This is a genomic window from Chryseolinea lacunae (assembly GCF_016735595.1).
GTDB classification, from domain to species: domain Bacteria; phylum Bacteroidota; class Bacteroidia; order Cytophagales; family Cyclobacteriaceae; genus Chryseolinea; species Chryseolinea lacunae.
On record NZ_JAERRB010000002.1, the window covers coordinates 802,233 to 821,725 of the forward strand.

Consider the following 19,493-nt stretch of genomic DNA (forward strand, 5'->3'; position numbering starts at 1 on the left):
TGTAAAAAAAGCTGAAAGTGTTTTTAACATGCCGTGGGGTCGAGGCACCAGAGGAGTGTTGTGAAATGGATGGAGGCGACAGGTACTTTGAAACCACATTGTTGTTGCAGTACTGTTTCTTCAAAAAAACCACCTATGATCACACATGAGTCGTACTTCATTTTGCGAACACCCCTCTTTCCCTATCACACCGCCGACCTGCTTGACATTGACGCTTTAAAATCAAAATTTTCAGACCCGATGGTGAAGGAAGCACTTTACCTGGCGTCGTCGGCGCTATATGCCAAGCTGGACCCATTCCTGCAGTCGGCACTAAGCGAAGGAGAGATGAAACGCGTGGCGTTCTCGCTCCAGAAATATTTGCTGCGGCTATCGTGCCGGCCCACGCCGTTTGGATTGTTCTCGGGGATAACAAAAGGAATCTGGTCAGACACTCCACAGACCATACTTCCCGCCAGCATTAAACGGCACACACGGCTCGACACAGACTTTGTTTCGACACTGGCGGCTGCCATGATGGCCCAACCGGAAATTGGCGATGCTGTGAAGTTCTTTCCAAACAACACCTTGTATGCCGTTGGCAACACCTTGCGCTACATCGAATACACGATCGAGAATGGCAGACGGACCTACAGCCTCTCCAACCTCGACGACAACGACAGCATTCGCCACGTGCTGGAGCAGGCGCGCCACGGAAAAAACAAGCGCGCCCTGGCGTTGAGTCTTGTGAACGACGACATCGATTTTGAAGAGGCCTATGGATTTGTGGAATTGATTATCCGAAACCAACTGCTCACCAGCGAGCTTGAAATCAACCTGACCCGTTGCGACTATTTTTCGAATGTGCAATCGGTGCTGCAACAGCATCGCATACCGGCGCCGGTGTTGGATCACATTCAGAAATATCTCACGCAACTCGATCGCCAGGTAGCCCACGAAAATCTATCGGTCTATCCCGCGCTCATGAACACGCTACGCCAGTTTGCAAACCCGAACAGTCCCGTAAACTATTTGCAGGTCGATGCATACCGGGATGGTACCGTGGCATTGACCCGGAACATTGCCGACACCGTTCAGGATGCTGTGGAGACGCTATCGGGACTGATGGCTCCGGAAGAAGGGAAAACGCTCGACGATTTTTGCAAGGCTTTTTACGAGCGCTACGAGCATCAAACCATAGACCTTTGCATCGCCCTCGATCCGGAAGTGGGTGTGGGATATCCCGTGCAATATTCCGTTCCGATCGAGGATTCGATGTTGCTGAAAGACATTGGTTTTGCAAGGGAAAAAGATGCCGTGGTGTTTACGTCGTCTGACTTTTATAAATTTCTGTTGGGCAAATATCATGAAGCGATACAGCACAAACAGCCCCTGCTGTTGACAAAAGACGAATTGCGTCCCTTCATTAAACCCGGCAAACTTCCCTCTTCATTGTATGCCTTTGTTTCGCTTCACAACAAAACCCTGGCCACCGGCGAGCAACACACCGATGTTTTCTTTACGGGCGCCTATGGCCCGTCGGCGGCCTCGCTCATTGCGCGGTTTTGTCACTTGCGCAAAGACATTGCAGATGATCTTTGTGAAACCCTGCGAAGGGAAGAGCAAAATTATGCCGATGCAATCTTTGCCGAAGTTGTTCACGCAAACGAGGCGCGCATCGGCAACATCTCTACCCGGCCCGTGTTGCGACCTTACGAAATACCCATTCTCGCCCGAAGCGGTGTTGACAACGATCACACGGTGTCGATCAACGATCTGACGCTCGCGCTGGTGGGAGGGCGGCTGGTGCTGCGATCGAAGAAGCTGGACCGCGAAATTATTCCGCGACTCAGTTCGGCGCATAACTTTTCCAACGACACCATTGCGGCCTACAGGTTCTTGTGCGACTTGCAATATCAGGGCATTCAATCGTCGGTGATGTGGGACTGGGGGCCTTTGAAAAACGCACCCTACCTGCCCACGGTGAAAATGGGGAACGTGATTTTGTCGGCGGCAAAATGGCAATTAACCGCCGGAGAAGTTGAGGCCATCGCAAAGACCGATAACGTGAAGCGTGTAGTGGAGGCATTGCGAAAAAAGCATGGCATACCCCGCCGGGTGGTGTTGGGGGAACGCGATAACAAAATACCACTTGATCTGGAGAACGACAGCCATCTGCCGGTGCTTCAAAAGCTGGTGGAAACCATAAACGTGTTGGAGGAGAGTATTACGAACGAAGGAAATTTGCTTTTTCGCGATGCCGCCGGAAATGGCTACAGCAACGAATTGATTGTGCCCCTGGCAAACAACGCGGCGCAAGGTCACCACACACCAAGCCGAACGATGCCGCTGAAGGCAAGGCGGTCGTTCGCGCTGGGTTCTGAATGGATATATTATAAGATCTATTGCAACACCAGGGCGTCAGATCAGGTGTTGCTGGCGTTGGTGAAGCCGCTGGCGGAGTACTTGTTGGAGCAGGGCATCGTTGACCGATGGTTTTTTATCCGCTATAGAGATCCCTTGAATCATGTTCGTGTCCGGTTCAACGGAAAAGGTTTGTTCTACCACACGGTGATCGCGGAATTTCAGAAGGGAGCGCATCGGCTGATGGAGGCCGGCGTGATTTCCGACATCCAGACAACCACTTACAGACGCGAAATTGAGCGCTATGGCGACGAGAACATCGACACCAGCGAGTCGTTGTTTTTTCTCGATTCAGAATCGGTCATTCAATTGCTGGCGCATGTAGACGACGAGGACTTGCGTTGGAAGCTGGGGCTGGCCCTGGTGAACCAATGGTTTCAGGTTTTCGACATGGGCGCGACTGAGCAACAGGCGATCGTGTATGATCTGCGACAGCAATTTTTCAAGGAGATGGATGTTACGTCGGCGATGAAGCGCTCCCTGGCCGACAAACTGCGGGGCTATCGAACGGCCATCGGGCAAGTGTTGCAGGGAGATGCCTTTGCGGAACCTATACAGGAAATTATTCTGACACGCGGTGTGGCTATGCGGCCTTTTGCTGCAGAGATTTTGAAGAAACAACGTGAGGGAACGTTGTCGGTGCCCGTGCCGTTGCTGCTGAAACACTACATTCACCTTTCGTTGAACCGCCTGCTGCCCGCAAACCCCCGCTATCATGAAATGGTGCTCTACGACTTTTTGTTCCAGCACTATCAGTCACAAGCGAAGCGAAACGTGGTGGTTTGACGCAGCTTCTATTTTTTGATGTTCATCACTTTTTCGATGCTTTGCAAAAATTGCTCAAACGAAAAGGGTTTTGTGAGATGATCGACCAGAAGAAGATTGTCGGACCGGAAAGCATCCATCTTTTTGCTGGATGGCGGCACACTCGACGTGATGATAAAATAGTAGGTGTTTTGTGATTCCACCGTCATTTTTTCGACGAGGTCGAAACCGGAGACGGACTCCAGATTTAAATCCAGAAACACAATATCCACGTGGTGAGAAGCGATGGCTTCGTATGCTTCTTCAACACTTTCACATTTTCCGATCAGCTTAAGTTGGTCTAACCGGGTAATGTATTTTTCCAGAAGCTGCAGGGCCAGTGGTTCGTCTTCGACGATGATGCAGTATAGTATTTTTTTCAAAACGGTAGTCCCTCCGAGCGACTTAGTGATTTGTATTTTTTGTTAAAAAGGGTATATTTGGTTACTTTCCTAAATGATCTAGACGAACTCATGAATATTGTCGACATTCTTCGACAGCTTTTAGACGTAGCACTTTGATGATAGGTCTTTTTTTGGAAGTTGTTGGAGGTCGTATTTATTGTTTTGTGAATGAAACCTAACGTTTGGCGGAAGCTTCAGAACACCCGAGAATATCTCAAATACCTTCGCATTGCCCTGCATGTTCTGTTCTGGTTGATCATCTTCTTTTTCTTTATCTATGTAAAGAAACCATTGATGGGATTGTCGCTTGGCATGACGGCCCTGGTGGAAGTGAAAGATGTTATCATCATTTCAAGCATATTCTATTTCCTGTCCTACTACGTTGTTCCCAAATTGTTGTTCAAACGGAAGTATCTGCACATGGCCCTTTGTTTGGTGCTGGTCTATTACTTCTATGCCTTTGTGGCGTTTGTTGAATATTCGCTTCTGCCGCGGTTTGTCGACATCCCCGGCAAGGGATATCATATGTATGCACAACGCTTATTGAACGAGGGCGTGGTTGGAATTTTGCGTCTGAAGGATGCGCCCGAAATCTTACTCGACCTGTCGTATTTGCTTTCGCCGGCCCTCATCATGAAATTGGCCGTGACCGTGCTCAACCTCAGCACACAGGCTTTCAAATTGGAGCGCGACAACCTGAATCTTGAGCTGGCTTTTCTAAAGTCTCAGATCAACCCGCATTTCCTGTTCAACACCCTCAACAATATTTATTCGCTCACGCTCGACAAAAGCGACAACGCGCCGGCGATCGTGCTGAAGCTGGCCGACCTGATGCGCTACACACTATACGACTCCAATGCTCCCAGTGTGCCCCTGGAAAAGGAGTTGCTTTTTTTTGCCAACTATGTGGAGCTCGAAAAAATCAGGCACACCAAGCGCGTAACCATCGATGTGGAGTTTTATGGAAACAGCGATGGCCTTAGCATCGCACCCCTGATCATTTTTCCTTTCATTGAAAATGCATTCAAGCACGGCATCAACAAGTCGATCAAGCGATCGTGGGTGAGCATCAGGTTGGGTGCCGAAAACGGAGTGCTGAAAGCCGAGGTGGGCAATAGCCGCTTCAGTCCCACACCAACGGAAAGAGAGAAGGAGAAGAATAAGGGCAAGAAAGTGGGGGGCATTGGCATTGCCAACGCCCGCAAGCGCCTGGACCTGCTTTATCCGCACGCATATACCCTGAATGTTGTAGAAGATGTGTCGTCTTTTTTGATAAATTTGACGATAACGCTGAAATAGCGTCAAGGTCTAAATTTGGTTACCAAAACCCCACACACCCATGTCCACGATCAGGTGCCTCATAATTGACGACGAGCCGCTTGCTCAAAATGTACTGGAGACGTTCATTCAACGCATAAACTTTCTTACCCTGGTAGGCAAATGCGATAACGCCATAGATGCCTTCGACAAGGTGAATGCGGCGTCGGTCGATCTCATTTTTTGTGATATCCAGATGCCCCAGATAACCGGTATCGAGTTTGTGAAGGCGCTCAAGGAGACTCCTTATGTGATCTTCACGACAGCCTACCCGGAGTATGCCCTGGAAGGTTTTAATGTTGACGCCATAGACTACCTCATCAAACCCATTCCGTTTGAGCGTTTTCTGAAATCTGTTAACAAGGTGAAAATGCAGCAGAAGCAGGGCACTGCCGACGCGCATGAAGGCCAGACCAGCCAGACCAATCACATCTTTGTGAAGCAGGACTACAAGCTGGTGAAGATCAACTATGACGACATCATCTCTATAGAGGGCATGAAAGACTATGTGAAGGTGCATACGTCGCAGAAGGTCATCATCACCCACATCACCATGAAACGGCTTGAAGAGCTATTGCCCAATACCCTTTTCTTCAGAAGCCATAAATCCTATATCGTAAGACTAAATGCCATAAAGGCTATAAATGGAAACGTTATTGAGCTCATCAATAACTTCCAGGCACCCATTGGGCTGCAATACCGAGATGCCCTGCTGAACCAACTCAAGAACATTTAACGTCTTTTAACGGGTTTCTTGCCGTAAGAAAGGCTTCCAGCACCCCTGGAAGCCTTGTTTTTGTGCCTTTTCAGGTCCACGAAAAGAACGTTGGTCTTTACATTCTTCAATTTTTCATGTACGTCTAATTTATAGACATGTTGGTCTAAAATCTTTTCAGACGGCGTGGTGGCGATGTTACTTAGTATCATCAACGCAGGCAAACACGGTTGATGTTTGAAAAAGTCGTTGAGAAAAAAAGTATTCAACAACCCAAAAGAAAAAACCATGAAAACTAACAAACTCACCCTCGCAAAAAGAACAGTAGCCCGCTTGAATGCCAACGCCAGCAACAACCGCTCCGTGGTGCTTTCATTTCTCCCCATGTGCACCGAGCTGAAGGCACGCGGCATCTGAAACGAAACTGTAGAAATTTTACCACACTCTAAACAACAACCCATGAAAACGCAAAGACTGTCCCTCTCCAAAAGAACTGTTGCAAGACTAAGCGGCCACGCGGGCTGCCATCGCTCTATAGTGCTGTCGTTCCTGCCCATGTGCACCGAACTGAAAGCGCGCGGCAACTAATCCTCACAAATTGAATCTCTAACAACCCCAAAAACAACAACCCCATGAAAACGCAAAGACTGTCCCTCTCCAAAAGAACTGTTGCAAGATTAAGCGGCCATGCCGGCAGCCATCGCTCTATAGTGCTGTCGTTCCTGCCCATGTGCACCGAACTGAAAGCCCGCGGCAACTAGCCTCACAAACAGAAACTCCCAGACCCAAAAAACAACCCCATGAAAACGCAAAAACTATCACTCTCCAAAAGAACTGTTGCAAGATTAAACGCACACGCCGGCAGCCACCGCGCTGTAGTACTGTCGTTCCTCCCCATGTGCACGGAACTGAAGCCGCGGGGCTGCTGACCGAAACACGGTCGCCACTATTTTCATCATTCATCGTCCCCCAGTAGTTAAAACGTGTCATCACCATGGAAACCCAAAAACTTACTTTCAGAAAAAGAACTGTAGCAAAATTGAGTGCATCCATGCCCTGTGGGCGCACGATAGCACCATCATTTCTTCCAACGTGCACAGCTTCCCAACCGGGTGGCGCACGATGACAACGAATACGTTGACATTCCGAAACAGAATGTTTCCGTAAGCCTTCACTTGATTTTCGACTCGTAATGCGAAGGGTTACTTGGCGTAGCACGATAACGCCCCAACCCCGAGGCCTGTATCCAACCCGATACGCAAAGGCAATCCAAAATTTGCTGCCGGTTCGTCCGACAGCACCAGTCTCTTTTTGCCTTGCCGGTTTTTCCTGGCACGAATAGCAAAACTATGAGCAAAAAATAACCCGTGTGACCCACGACGGCGAAGCCCTGCCCAACAGACAACGCCGCGGCATATCCAACTTTGTAAAAATGATTTTGTATGAACACATTTGAAATCCCCTGGTATGTTGTTTACACCTATCCCAAGCAGGAAAGGCGGATTTTTGAGGATTTGACCGAGCAAAACATCAATGCGTTTTTTCCCTGTCAAAAAGTGGTGAAGCAATGGAGCGATCGCAAGAAGAAGCTCAGTGTTCCGTTGTTTCCCAACTATGTGTTTGTGCAGATCTCACTCAGAGATCGTTTCAAAGTGTTTAACGTTCCGGGCATCACACGTTTCATTTCCGTCGACGGGCTGCCATCGGCTGTGCCGCAAAAGGAAATCACCACCATAAAACGATTGCTCGACGAAGACGTGAGCATCGAGAATGAAGAATTTTATGAAACCGGCGAAAATGTGAGAGTGACACAAGGTCCTTTTGCAGGCATGGTCGGTGTCTTGTTGGAGAAGAAGGGAGGTAGACGTTTCGGTATTCGCTTCGGCTCCATTGCACAAGCTATTTCGGTCGACATTCAATCCAGTTTTCTTGAAAAGGTCGACGCACTATAGCTGTCAGGTCAGTATAGCCGTAAGTCAAAAAAATCCCAAAAGTCATGACAAAAACAGTAGTTACTCAAGACATCAATGATGTGGCACCCCGCCAAGAGGGTGCGCCACTGTCGGTGCAGGAGCGCGTTTCACCAACAGCAAGCGAAGATCGCTTTGTGAGCGTTTGGAAGGAAGTTTTTCGACGGAATGACATCAACGTCAACGATAATTTTTTTAGCATTGGAGGCGACCCGATGATTGCCGTCGAAATTGCATCGCGTCTTTCACAACATGGCATCAGTGTTAAAATAAGCGACATACTCATTTACCGCACCATTGAAAAAATCGCGTCACACCAGGAGGTGGAAACCGTGAAGGTGCCGGTAAAGAACAAAAAGAAACCAAGCGAAACGCGAATCGCTCCCATGGAGAAATGGTTCTTTGAACAACATTTTGAAAACCCACATCACTATAACCAGTCGTTTGCGTTTGCACTCAAACGTCCTGTAGACAAGGCCATGCTTGAAGAGGCGTTTCGAAAACTGCTTCTGTATCACGATGGTTTGCGCGTTGGCTATGACGAAAGCAAAGGAACCACGGCGGTTCAGCCCGAGCATACGATGACGAATTTTGCGCTGGACGAATTTGTGTTTGAAGATCATCTTTCGCTGGTGCTGGAAGAAAACATAGACCAGGCAGCGACCTTGTCGAAATGGAAGGGCCAATTTGACCTGGCAAAAAATATTCTGATGAAAGCGGCCATCGTGAAGGTTCGCCACGGCGGCAGCTATTTGCTCGTCACCGCCCATCAATTGCTGATGGACAACACCTCGTGGCAGATTTTTATAAAGGACCTGTATTCGGTATATCATTCCCTGGAAGTTGGCAAGCGACCACGCTTGCTGAAAGGCACGGCCTCGGCCACCACATTGCACGACGAAGGTTCGGCCTGCGTGGAAAGCGCCCCCGACTATTGGGAAGTTGTTCACAACACGCCTTTCTCCATACCCCTTGATTTCGACACACCCGACTGGCGGTCGGGCAATGCTTGCCGGGTTATTGGCTACCTCGAAGCCGGCCCCACCAAGTTTCTCCTGGGCGATGCCCATCAACGCTACCACACCACGGTGCTGGTGGTGCTGAACGTGTCGCTTGCCCTCACCCTCAGCGAGTGGACGGGAGCCGACACCGTAGTGATTGAACAGGAAGACAGCGGCCGGCACATCTGCGGCATGGACTTTTCGAGAACCATTGGCTGGTTGTCGACCCTATATCCCTTGCGGCTTGCCTTGCATGGCGAGTCGCTTGGTCAACTGATCGAATCGCTCAAAGCGCAGGTGGATTCTGTGCCGCATTGCGACCTCAGCTATGGCCTGCAGCACTTTCAAAGTCATACCGACAACGAATCGTTTGAGCGATCGGAAGTGCGCCTGAAATATCTGGGAGCATTGAGCTCCGATTTTAACAACGAACTTTTTGATTTTCAACCCGGAGGCGAACTGGGCGATGTTGACAAAGAAAATCACATGACCACAAAGCTGGAATTTCTAACGATGGTCATAGACGGTCAGCTGCTGGTGGAGATTGTATACAACGCAAAAGCCCACGAGTGCAAAACCATAGAACGCCTTCGAAAGGGGTTCTTCCGAAACCTGAACCGGGTGTTACATCATCTGCAAACGGGTCGTTCCTGAGCCGGAATAAGAGAATGTTTTTGAATTGAACACTAACCGCCCCATCGGCCTTTCGCGCCGACAGGATAATGATATTTTTTTGCAATGAACAACACGCAACAACACGGCAAAATCAACAAAGCGATTTTTGTTGATAAGGATGGCACGCTGCTGGTCGACGTGCCCTATAATGTTGATCCTTCGCGGATGGAATTTTACGAAGGGGCACGCGAAAGTTTGCGCCAGCTTCAGGAACACGGTTTTCTCATCATTGTTGTAACCAACCAGTCTGGCGTGGCCAGAGGTTTTTTTACAGAAGAGGCGGTTATAAACGTGGGCAATGTTGTGGCAACGGAGTTGGCAAACTATTGCGTGACGCTCGATGGCTTTTACTTTTGCCCGCATCATCCGGCAGGAAGTGTGGCGGCCTATGCGCGGCCTTGCAACTGTCGCAAGCCCGCGCCGGGCATGTTGCTGCGCGCGGCCGAAGACTTTAACATCGACTTGCAAAACTCCTGGATGATTGGCAACAGCCTCGACGACGTGGCTGCGGGGCGCCGCGCCGGCTGTTTCACCCTTTTAATTTCGGACACTGAAACAACCCGCGATCGTGCGGGAAGCATACCTCCAACGGCAACGGCCACAAGCTTGAGCGAAGCGGCTGCCATCGTGCTCGAAAACCAACGGGTGCTGGTCTGACGGAAATGTTTTGCGGGAATCCTGCAAAATCCCATGTACGTCTAAAACGGATCCACGTTGGTCTAAAAGTTTTTCTGCCCGAGGGCATTCTGCCGTATTTAGAACCATGATAGCAAAACACACCCTGACCATCGAAAAAAAGCCCTGCCATCGTGAGCATCGGTTTTGTCGCGGGTATAGTTGTTAAGCAAGGCATTGCCAACCGATTGCTCTGAGGGCAGCGGTACTTTCCAAAGAATTGATAAAAAAATGAGAATGTGACTCACCGTTGGCGAAGCCCTGTCTGCACAGGTAGGTGCGCTGACCATCACACACTAATTGTTCACTGCTATGATACGCAACAAGAAAGTGTCTTTTTGTATTACCTGCAAAAACAGATTTCACCAGATTTCTAAAACGCTTGGCCAGAATCTGGAGGGAAACAAAATGCTGAAGGATATCACCGAGTTTGTTTTGGTTGACCTCAGCAGCAAAGACGGACTGCAACACTGGGTGTTGTCAAATTTCAAAGAAGCATTAGACGAAGGATACCTGCGCTATTTCTATACGGAAGAGATGCCCGCCTGGCATGCTTCCATTGCCAAGAACACGGCACACTACTATGGCATGGGCGAATTTCTGGTGAACCTGGATGGCGACAATCTTATAGGTGCCAACGGAAGTGCTTTTGTGCTTGACCAGTTCTTGCAGCACGGCGAAAAATTATTGCTCCATCAATTCGATGGCGACTATCAGGCCGGGAGCTATGGACGCATTGGCATGCACAACAAATATTTTCGCCACATCGGAGGCTATGACGAGGCGCTCGAACCTATGGGACACGAAGACATGGACCTCATCAACCGGTTGGCAGAGTTTGGATTGATGTATCGGCGTTTCCCCGATGCGCAATACATCGCAGCCATCAAGAACACAAAAGAAGACAGCATCAAGAATTGTGACTCGCGCCTGTCGTGGGAAGAAATGGAATTTCGCAATTCACGACGATCGTGCACCAATCTGCTGGCGGGCAGAATCGTATCGAACCAGGGTCATTTTGGCATCCGCAAAAATATGCTGACCTACAAATCGGGCGCGATGGTGCCCGTTGAACACATGGACCACTAAGCGTACCTAGTTTTACACACCGATGAAAATCATACAAAGTTTTTGGTCTAAGCCGTCAACGTTGAACCTGAGCAGCCGGAGCAACGGAGGCTGGGCCGAAAGAAAATATCAGTTGATGGCCTATTCGCTGAGCTGCCTGCAGCTTCGCAGATTCTATGACCAGGTGGAATTGGTGACCGACGAATTGGGTAGCCAACTGTTTGCCGCACTTGATCTTCCCTACACAAAGGTTGTGCTGGCGCTCGATGCCCTGAACGAATATGATGCAGACTTGTGGTCGCTCGCCAAAGTGCACACGTTTTGCAACCAACGCGAACCCTTTCTCCATGTCGATCACGACGTTTTTATTTTTGAAAAGCTCCATGCGGCACTGGAGCATGCACCGCTGGTGATGCAAAACAAAATGTTGATGCCTCCCGAATGCAATTTGATGTTGCTCGACATGATGGCCGGTTTTGCGTTTGTGCCAACATGTTTTTCGGACCATGCACAGAGCGATGAAGATTTTATCAGTGTTTTCAACCCGGGCGTGAGCGGTGGCAGCGATGTGGAGTTTTTGGAGGCATATGCCCGCGAGGTTTTTGCGTTTGTGAACAACAACCTCCACATCATCGATGCCCATCTTCCGTATCTGGAACGCGACCTGATGATGAGCTCGGGCACCAACAAAATCGATATTATGAATGCAATTATTGAGTCTTACATTTTTACCTGCTTCACCGGCAAGCACAACCGAAACGTTGCCTGTGTGCTGGACGATGCAAGCTACAATACGTTTCCTCAGGCGCAGTTCATCGGGCAGCGGGGAAGTAACGCCTACGTGCACCCCATTTTTGGGTTCAAGAAGAACATGACGGTTTGTGCTCAGCTGGAATATAAACTCCGCAAGCATCATCCCGATCACTATTTCAAGATCATTGATATTCTCGAAGAACTTGACACGATACAGCTATGAACGTAACAAAAAGTATTTCATTCCTGGAAGAAGCCATCACCCTTGGCGACAAAATAGCACGCCGTGGCGACAGCGTGCTGGATCCGCTCAAAAGCGATCGCAAGCAGCATGCTTCGGCATCGCTGGCAAACGGTGTTTCGGGCGTGACCCTGTTCCTGATCGAGCTCTATCGCCAGACGCAGGACCCACGGTATATTTCGCTGGCCAACCAGGCCGTGAAAAACCTGGTGCGGTTCGTGAACACACAACCCGCAGCCGACTATTCGTTTGCACACGGCCGAATGGGCGTGGCCTACACGCTGCTTCAGTTCTACAAGGTGAGCCTGAACGCAGTTTGCCTTGACGAAGCAAAAAAGATTGCACAAAAAAGCGCAGAGCAATATCTCAACAACCCCGGCACATTCAACACCTTTCACAAGGGACGAGCCGGCAGCCTTCTGGTGCTTCTTCACCTGCATGCACTCACCGACGAAAAATGGGTTCTCGATCTGATAAACCTCTATGTCAACAAACTCATGCGCGATGTGCGCCACGGCCGCCAGGGATTGTATTGGAAAAGTGCGCAGGTGAATGCACACAGCGAATGCGGATTTCCGCTTGGCGCATCGGGCATTGGCTATGTGTTGCTGGAGCTTGGTCGCTATTTTGAAAACGACACCTTCTACACCTTCGCCGAACAGGTCTTCTTCTTTGAAGACTATTACAGGAGCGAAGAGAGAAATAACTGGCCCAACCAAAGTGCTGAAACCCGTAATGCGGAGGATTATTTTATTCAGCGCGAAAATTTTAAGACAGGCAATTTCGAGGCGTTCCGGCAATCGGAAGACCTCGTGTCGTATAACGGTGCGGCGGGCATTGGATTGGCCCGAAGCCGCGCCTATGAACTATTAGGAAAAACACGGTATCGAACCGATATGGATAATGTATTTGACAAAGTGTCGACGACCATGAGCGACCTGCCGGCGTATGGACTATACGACGGAAAAATAGGCTGTGGCATGTTTGCACTGGAAGCCTACCGCATTACAAAGGATGTGAAGTATCTGCAGTTTGCCAAACGGACGGCACGCGAACTGAGCTATGGTGTTGACTATTCGACACAGGTTGAAGGCCGCGAAGATTTTAGTCTGTATCATGGCATGAGCGGTGTGGGATATTTTTATATGATGTTGCAAAACCCGTTCGACACCACATCGTTGGTGTTGCCCGGGCTGGAGTTTCCCATTGGCGACGCCCACGAAACAAGCGCAATGCCGTTCATCGGCATGTCGCGGGTCGAATTGGCAAAACGACTGTTGGGTAAAATTTTCTACCGCACCATTTTTATGTTGGAGAACCTGGCGCCTGCGGCATGGCGTGAATTTCTGAATGTGGCGATTGGCGAAGCAGACATCAAGAACAGATTCATGATGTTTGCAGAAGCCGTGATTCCCACCCTCGATGAGAAATACATTCAGGCGATTAGCGACATCTTCAACCTGGAACGTGCCAAGGTGCGACTGGAAGACAACATGATTAGCGAGTCGTTTGTGCAAATGAACGAAATCATGGCGTTGGAAAAAGCAGAGGCTTTGGTTGGGCAGCCCGACGGCCTTTGTGAAGATGTGTGGCTGTCGCTTGCCGACAACATTGTGCAGGTGCAAACCTCCATCAATCCCAACATGAAAGTGGATCTGGGATTTTCTGAAAACGTGTTCAAGAGCGATCGTCAACACACCGTGCTGCTAAAAGCAACAAGCCGGGTTTCGATGGTAAAAGACATTCGTCAGACAACGCTGGAGTTTAAAACACGCCGGAACGATGCACACGTTCAGGAGATCTATCCAAACAAAGTACAGTCGCTGTTGCTGTCGAGGCTGAACGAGTCTTGCCAGGTGAAAACACTGATGAACGACATTTCGAAAATTTGCCATGTGGCGTTGACCAGCGAAGATGCGATGACACCGGCCGCCGTGCTGCGACAGATAAAAGATGATCTCATTGCGGGCATCCTGGTGGCTAACCCCACGGCAAGTGTTTAGTGCCGATGATGATATCGTGACCATTGCTTATTTAAAATATGTTCGTATGAAAAAAGCTATTCTATTTCTTTTGGTATGGTGCGGAGCAATTCTTGCATTCGGTCAGGACAAGTATTGGGTCTTTTTTAAGGATAAGGAGTTTAAGGCCGACGTTTCGTATATCTCCCGTGAGGCGGCCATCAACAGGCAACGGCTGCAACTGAATGTTACTCAATATTCAGACGCGCCTGTGAACGAAGCCTATGTTCGCCAGCTGCAATCAGCCACCGGAGCGCAGATTATCAACTATTCGAAATGGCTCAATGCCGTGACGACGCGCCTCACCGACCAGCAAGCCTGTGACGTTGCACTTATGCATGGCGTTGTGTCGGTTCGGCGAGTGCAGAACCGGGTCACGCTGGCCGCAGCAAAGTCGTCGCCGGAAAGTTTTGCGTTGGGCCAGATCAATGCATGGGCCCTGGAAGAAGCCGGCTTGTCGGGCCGCGGTGTGAACGTGGGCGTTATCGATGGCAACTACTATTGTGCCGACATAGACCCGGCATTGCAACATGTTTTTGCAAACAAGCAAATCGTTGCCGCACGTGACTTTGCCGAATCGAAATCGCCGGGCGACTTGTTCAAGCCGCTACGGAACGACAATGAGATGCACGGCAGCGCAGTGCTTAAGCTGATTGCCGGCTACGACAAAAACAAGGATGAACGATTTGGTGCGGCACCCTCGGTGCGATTTTACCTGGCGCGCACAGAAGTTTCGGATAAGGAATTTAGAGGCGAAGAGGACTATTGGATCTCGGCCCTCGAATGGATGGACAGCGTTGGTGTTCGTCTGGTGAATTCGTCGCTGGGCTATACGTCAGGCTTTGACAATCCCGAAGAGAATCATACACCCGAGCAAATGGATGGAACGGCCAGCCCGATTTCAAGCGTGGCCAACATTGCCACACGCGACAAAGGCATGGTGCTGGTGATTGCCGCCGGCAACGAGGGCGAGAATCTCGACTGGCAGGTGGTGGCCGCGCCGGCCGATGCCAAGGGTGTGATTACCGTTGGCACCACCGATGTGTTTGGTCTCAAAAAGCGATGGAGTTCTATCGGCCCCAGTGCATTAACATATGTTAAACCAAACGTATCGGTCTATTCTTCAACCGGCACGTCCTACTCGGCGCCGGTCATCACCGGAATTGTGGCGTGTATGCTAGAGAAGAATCCTTCGCTAACGAGCCACCAGGTGTTGAACATTCTTCAAGCGTCCAGTCACCTTGCGGGCTATGGAAACAACTACCTGGGCTATGGGGTGCCCGATGCGCGCAAAGTGCTTGTGTTGCTGAGCGACAGTAACGCCGTGGTTGCGCCGGTGAGTGAAGAAGTGAAACAGGCGGGCAATGTTTTCAGCCTTCGCGTTCCTGAGTCGGAAAGTTTGTCGGCAGTGGTGTTTCACAAAGGCGACCAATTCTTTGTGCGCGACCAGGAATACATCGACATCATCAAAGAGAGCCTGTCGGTAACAAAGCCTTATCGCGCCAGACGATCTACCGTGGTATTGAAAAATAGAACCATTGAAATCATTTGGGAGTAGGTGATAACTGCAGCAATATGAAAACATTCAAGAAACAATATGTCCTCCTGCCGCTGGTGTCGTTGTTTGTAGCCGGCGTGGTGTCGGCACAGTCAAATGAAAAGCCGGCAATAAAAAATGTGAAGGCCAAGCTTGACAAGGCACACAACCGACTGGTGGTGCAATATGATGTGCGCGATAAAGAAGAGTCGGTGGTGAGCATTGCCCTGAAAATATCGGACGACGGCGGGGAATCCTATTTGGTGAACACAACTTCTGCGAAGGGTGATGTGGGATATCCGGTAAAGGTAGGGAAGCGCAGAAGAATATTCTGGAATCTTCCCGCGCGCGCGCGCATCGAAGACCTGAAGATTAAACTGGTGGCCGACGATCTTTATAAAATTGATATCCAGTCGATCGTGAACCAGGTCGACTCTGCGCGTGTCCGCAACCTCATTCTGGCCATTAACGGAGAGCGCAACTATCATTCGCCCCAAACCCTTGCACACCTCGGCGAGGTGCGCAAAACAATCGACAACAGCTACCGTGGCACGGGCATCACGCCCTACCGGCAAATATTTGCATATCCAAAAGAAGTGAAGGATCACGTGGGCGAGAACATCATCGGGCGCATTGCCGGGCAGTATGAAGAAAACGAAACCTATCTTCTCACCGCCCACTATGATTGCGCACCAAACAGCCCCGGGGCCGACGACAACGCCACGGGTGTGGCCGGCATGCTGGAGGCCATGCGCGTCTTGTCGCAATATGATTTTGAAAAGTCTATCAAGTTCATAAATTTCGATCTCGAAGAAGATGGATGTCTGGGCAGCAAGGCCTACGTTGACAAGAACGGCATTCGGCGATATGAAAACATTGCCAGCGTAATCAACTACGACATGATCGGATTTTCGTCTGACGAAGATAGCAGCCAATATATACCCGAAGGCTTTGACCAACTTTTTCCGGTGGCCTACAGCGAAGTGTCGCAGAATTATTTCAGAGGCAATTTTGTAATAAACACCTCCAACGAACAGTCTGTTGAATTCGGGCAACGATTCACCCAGGCGGCGGGAAAATATGTGCCGAACCTGAAAGTGGTTTCGCTCATGGCCGAGGGGGATGGAGAGGCAACGCCCAATCTTGCAGCAAGCGATCACTATGAATTTTGGGTGAATGGGTTTAGTGCACTTCACATCGGCGATGGCGGCGAGTCACGCAATGTGTACCTCAATGGTCCCGACGATGTGTTGAAGAATATCAACTACAGGTTTGTTTGTGATGTGGTGAGGGCTACGGTGGGAGCCTTTGCGGAAGTGGCCGGGGCACGACATGTTACGATCGTATACGTGTCGTTATAGAACGGGCGATGCCAAGGAAGCGCATTCCCGCATGAACGGATATTTTAAAATTTGTAAACTCAAAACGTAGCAGAATGATTAAGACGTATTTTAAAACGGCTATTCGAAATATGTTAAGGCATAAGTTTTATTTCCTTATCAATATTTTTAGTCTGTCCATCGGCATGACCAGCAGTTTGGTGATCCTGTCGTATGTGTGGGGTGAGCTAAGTTTTGATAAATTTCATGAGGAAGCGCAGAACGTGAATCGTGTGAACCTTGAATTGATATGGGGGGGAGAAGTGACACAACAATCCACCACGCCGCCGCCACTGGCACACACGTTGAAGGACGAATTTCCCGAAGTGACGGCCGCCACGCATATTTATAAGTTTGATGAAATTATTGTTCGCGATGGCGACAATTTTTATGCCGAAGAGGCGCTGGCGGTTGACTCCAGCTTCTTTAAAGTATTCACCTTCCCGTTTGCAGAAGGCAATCCGGCCACAGCGTTAAGCAAGCCCAACAGCATCGTGATAACACAGGAAACGGCCAGGCGCTATTTCAACGGAAAGCAATCGGCCTTGGGCGAAGTGTTGCAGGTGGGCAAAGACAATGTTGCCTACACGGTGACGGGCGTCGTGAAAGACATTCCTGAAAATTCTCACTTTCGCTTCACCATGCTCACGTCTATCTATTCGCTTGACTTTGTGCAGGAAGAAAAAGACAACTGGAGTTGGCCTCGTTTGTCAACGTATGTGCGGCTAAAAAACGGCACATCGGGATCAACGCTGGAATCAAAATTTCCGGACATGTGCACACGAACGATGGGGCAGCCGCTTGTAGACTGGAAAAAGAATGGTGGCGGCTACACGTTGTTTTTGCAACCCATCACAAAAATTCATTTGTATTCGGGACATCTGCTGAGCCACCTCGGCCCCACCGAAGACATCCAGTATCTTTATATACTGGGCCTCGTAGGCATATTTATTGTGCTTATTGCCAGCATTAACTTCATGAACCTTTCCACCGCGAAGTCGGCAAATCGTGCAAAGGAATCGGGCATCAGGAAAGTGTCGGGGTCAACCCGGTCCGATCTCATTCTGCAGTTTCTCACCGAGTCGGTGATGCTCACCTTCTTCGCACTGTTCATCGCCCTGCTGGTGGTCTATGCCCTGCAAAATCAGCTTGGTGAAATTTTAGGAAAGACATTCTATTTTTCCATGATTTTCCAGGATGTGCGCGTCATCGGATTGATCCTGCTGCTCACCATTTTCATCGGCGTCATATCCGGATGTTATCCTGCGTTTTACCTCACATCGTTTAGCACAGTCGATATCCTTAAAGGAAAAATCAAGTCGGGCATAAATGCAAAAGGCATTCGTAGCGCCCTGGTGATCTTTCAGTTCGCACTGTCTATCGGTTTCATCATCTGCACATCATTGGTATATCAACAATTGCAGCACATGCGCGAACAAAAACTGGGCTTCGACAAAGAGAATGTTGTGGTGATTGTGAATTCGAACGATCGGTTAATGGAGAGCAGAATGGCCTTCAAGCAAGAGTTGTTGCGCCAGAGCCAGGTTGAAAGTGTTTCGTTCACCAACAGCTTTCCCGGCAAAGAGTATCGCGTGTCGGCGCTTAAGCCGGAGGGCGCATCGCAAGACATCCTGCTCAAGTCTTCTTTCATTGACTACGACTATCTGCAAACCCTGAAAATCGATCTTCTTGCCGGACGAAATTTTTCACAGGAAATGACGTCCGATATGATGACCGACGACGAAGCGTCGGTGATCATCATCAACGAAGCTGCCGCAGAACAGATCAAGGTAGACGATCCCGTAAATCAATATCTCGACATGACGGTGAGCAACCAATGGAAATTCAAATTTCAAATCATTGGTGTGGTCAAGGATTTTAATTTTCAATCGCTAAAGGCAAAAGTTGAACCTATGATATTGTTTCTGGCGCCAAACGCAGCAGAATACATTTTGGTGCGCATCAAACCCGGCAACACACAAAGTGCCCTGGCAAAAATAAAGGATGTGTGGAATCAATTTGCCCCCAGCGTGCCGTTCGACTATTCGTTTATCGACGATCACTTCGATCAGTTGTATAAATCAGAAATGAGGTTGGGAAAAATCTTCAGCGTCTTTTCGGGGCTCGCCGTGATCGTCGCTTCCCTGGGGCTTTTTGGACTAACAAGTTTTACCACGGAACAACGCAGCAAAGAAATCGGCATTCGCAAAGTGCTGGGCGCGTCCGAGTCCAGCATTGTGATGATGCTGACGGGCAACATTGTGAAGCTTATCATGATTGCGTTCGTCATCGCCGCACCGTTTGCGTATGTGCTGATGAATCAATGGCTGCAAGGGTTTGCCTATCGAATTTCCATTCACGTCTATCCGTTTCTTATTGCCGCTGTGGTGGCAGTGCTACTGGCGCTGGTCACGGTAGGATATCAATCCATTAAGGCATCGTTGCTCGATCCCGTCGACACGTTGAGGAGCTAACACGGTCTTCTTACCTCATTTATAACGGCGCAGTTGAAAATTCGGGCAACTGTGCA

Annotated in this window: 16 protein-coding genes; 15 read left to right on the forward strand and 1 reads right to left on the reverse strand. The window is 49.5% G+C overall.

Annotated features, from left to right (window positions below; genetic code table 11):
• Nucleotides 1-135: 135 nt before the first annotated feature.
• On the forward strand, nt 136-3,189 hold the full coding sequence (locus JI741_RS09080; protein WP_202008722.1) for a lantibiotic dehydratase: 3,054 nt from the start codon (nt 136-138) through the stop codon (nt 3,187-3,189).
• An 8-nt stretch (nt 3,190-3,197) separates the two neighbouring features.
• On the opposite strand, the gene JI741_RS09085 is transcribed toward JI741_RS09080, so the two are convergent.
• Complete coding sequence (locus JI741_RS09085) at nt 3,198-3,590, reverse strand: LytR/AlgR family response regulator transcription factor (protein ID WP_202008723.1); 393 nt, start codon at nt 3,588-3,590, stop codon at nt 3,198-3,200.
• Nucleotides 3,591-3,779: 189 nt separating this feature from the next.
• Here JI741_RS09085 and JI741_RS09090 point away from each other — a divergent pair, with 189 nt between their 5' ends.
• The 14 genes from JI741_RS09090 to JI741_RS09140 all read left to right on the forward strand — a co-directional run bounded on the left by JI741_RS09090 (nt 3,780) and on the right by JI741_RS09140 (nt 19,437).
• Nucleotides 3,780-4,910 (forward strand): sensor histidine kinase, encoded by a 1,131-nt coding sequence (locus JI741_RS09090; protein ID WP_202008724.1) that lies wholly within the window; start codon nt 3,780-3,782, stop codon nt 4,908-4,910.
• Between the two features lie 40 nt (nt 4,911-4,950).
• Complete coding sequence (locus JI741_RS09095) at nt 4,951-5,664, forward strand: LytR/AlgR family response regulator transcription factor (RefSeq protein WP_202008725.1); 714 nt, start codon at nt 4,951-4,953, stop codon at nt 5,662-5,664.
• A 267-nt stretch (nt 5,665-5,931) separates the two neighbouring features.
• Nucleotides 5,932-6,060: a hypothetical protein gene (locus tag JI741_RS32775; protein ID WP_255534527.1), complete on the forward strand. Its 129-nt coding sequence runs from the start codon at nt 5,932-5,934 to the stop codon at nt 6,058-6,060.
• 42 nt (nt 6,061-6,102) lie between these two features.
• A complete protein-coding gene (locus JI741_RS32780) occupies nt 6,103-6,231 on the forward strand; it encodes a hypothetical protein (protein ID WP_255534528.1) in 129 nt (42 codons plus the stop codon).
• A 44-nt stretch (nt 6,232-6,275) separates the two neighbouring features.
• Nucleotides 6,276-6,404 carry a hypothetical protein gene (locus tag JI741_RS32785; protein WP_255534529.1) on the forward strand — a complete coding sequence of 43 codons (129 nt, stop codon included), beginning with the start codon at nt 6,276-6,278 and terminating at the stop codon, nt 6,402-6,404.
• A gap of 681 nt (nt 6,405-7,085) precedes the next feature.
• The gene (locus JI741_RS09100) at nt 7,086-7,595 is read left to right on the forward strand and encodes a UpxY family transcription antiterminator (protein ID WP_202008726.1); all 510 of its coding nucleotides are present in this window, start codon (nt 7,086-7,088) and stop codon (nt 7,593-7,595) included.
• A gap of 44 nt (nt 7,596-7,639) precedes the next feature.
• Nucleotides 7,640-9,268: a condensation domain-containing protein gene (locus JI741_RS09105; RefSeq protein WP_202008727.1), complete on the forward strand. Its 1,629-nt coding sequence runs from the start codon at nt 7,640-7,642 to the stop codon at nt 9,266-9,268.
• Nucleotides 9,269-9,352: 84 nt separating this feature from the next.
• On the forward strand, nt 9,353-9,946 hold the full coding sequence (locus tag JI741_RS09110; protein WP_236675964.1) for a D-glycero-alpha-D-manno-heptose-1,7-bisphosphate 7-phosphatase: 594 nt from the start codon (nt 9,353-9,355) through the stop codon (nt 9,944-9,946).
• A gap of 426 nt (nt 9,947-10,372) precedes the next feature.
• Nucleotides 10,373-11,053 (forward strand): glycosyltransferase family A protein, encoded by a 681-nt coding sequence (locus tag JI741_RS09115; protein WP_202008728.1) that lies wholly within the window; start codon nt 10,373-10,375, stop codon nt 11,051-11,053.
• A gap of 22 nt (nt 11,054-11,075) precedes the next feature.
• On the forward strand, nt 11,076-12,008 hold the full coding sequence (locus JI741_RS09120) for a DUF6734 family protein (protein ID WP_202008729.1): 933 nt from the start codon (nt 11,076-11,078) through the stop codon (nt 12,006-12,008).
• Entirely contained in the window at nt 12,005-14,029 is a 2,025-nt protein-coding gene (locus JI741_RS09125) for a lanthionine synthetase LanC family protein (protein ID WP_202008730.1), read from the forward strand. The genes JI741_RS09120 and JI741_RS09125 overlap by 4 nt, the downstream gene beginning before the upstream one ends.
• A 46-nt stretch (nt 14,030-14,075) precedes the next feature.
• Entirely contained in the window at nt 14,076-15,605 is a 1,530-nt protein-coding gene (locus JI741_RS09130; protein WP_202008731.1) for a S8 family serine peptidase, read from the forward strand.
• Nucleotides 15,606-15,622: 17 nt separating this feature from the next.
• Nucleotides 15,623-16,945, forward strand: a complete 1,323-nt coding sequence (locus tag JI741_RS09135) for a M20/M25/M40 family metallo-hydrolase (RefSeq protein ID WP_202008732.1) — start codon at nt 15,623-15,625, stop codon at nt 16,943-16,945.
• A gap of 110 nt (nt 16,946-17,055) precedes the next feature.
• Nucleotides 17,056-19,437: an ABC transporter permease gene (locus tag JI741_RS09140; RefSeq protein ID WP_202008733.1), complete on the forward strand. Its 2,382-nt coding sequence runs from the start codon at nt 17,056-17,058 to the stop codon at nt 19,435-19,437.
• The last annotated feature ends 56 nt before the right edge of the window (nt 19,438-19,493 follow it).

Excerpts from the sequence above, each read along its gene's own strand:
- JI741_RS09140 (WP_202008733.1), top strand. The coding sequence starts at position 17,056 with ATGTTAAGGCATAAGTTTTATTTCCTTATCAATATTTTTAGTCTGTCC.
- JI741_RS09110 (WP_236675964.1), top strand. The coding sequence starts at position 9,353 with ATGAACAACACGCAACAACACGGCAAAATCAACAAAGCGATTTTTGTT.
- JI741_RS09095 (WP_202008725.1), top strand. The coding sequence starts at position 4,951 with ATGTCCACGATCAGGTGCCTCATAATTGACGACGAGCCGCTTGCTCAA.
- JI741_RS09120 (WP_202008729.1), top strand. The coding sequence starts at position 11,076 with ATGAAAATCATACAAAGTTTTTGGTCTAAGCCGTCAACGTTGAACCTG.
- JI741_RS09090 (WP_202008724.1), top strand. The coding sequence starts at position 3,780 with ATGAAACCTAACGTTTGGCGGAAGCTTCAGAACACCCGAGAATATCTC.
- JI741_RS09135 (WP_202008732.1), top strand. The coding sequence starts at position 15,623 with ATGAAAACATTCAAGAAACAATATGTCCTCCTGCCGCTGGTGTCGTTG.
- JI741_RS09100 (WP_202008726.1), top strand. The coding sequence starts at position 7,086 with ATGAACACATTTGAAATCCCCTGGTATGTTGTTTACACCTATCCCAAG.
- JI741_RS09115 (WP_202008728.1), top strand. The coding sequence starts at position 10,373 with ATGCTGAAGGATATCACCGAGTTTGTTTTGGTTGACCTCAGCAGCAAA.
- JI741_RS09080 (WP_202008722.1), top strand. The coding sequence starts at position 136 with ATGATCACACATGAGTCGTACTTCATTTTGCGAACACCCCTCTTTCCC.
- JI741_RS09130 (WP_202008731.1), top strand. The coding sequence starts at position 14,076 with ATGAAAAAAGCTATTCTATTTCTTTTGGTATGGTGCGGAGCAATTCTT.
- JI741_RS32775 (WP_255534527.1), top strand. The coding sequence starts at position 5,932 with ATGAAAACTAACAAACTCACCCTCGCAAAAAGAACAGTAGCCCGCTTG.
- JI741_RS32785 (WP_255534529.1), top strand. The coding sequence starts at position 6,276 with ATGAAAACGCAAAGACTGTCCCTCTCCAAAAGAACTGTTGCAAGATTA.
- JI741_RS09125 (WP_202008730.1), top strand. The coding sequence starts at position 12,005 with ATGAACGTAACAAAAAGTATTTCATTCCTGGAAGAAGCCATCACCCTT.
- JI741_RS32780 (WP_255534528.1), top strand. The coding sequence starts at position 6,103 with ATGAAAACGCAAAGACTGTCCCTCTCCAAAAGAACTGTTGCAAGACTA.
- JI741_RS09105 (WP_202008727.1), top strand. The coding sequence starts at position 7,640 with ATGACAAAAACAGTAGTTACTCAAGACATCAATGATGTGGCACCCCGC.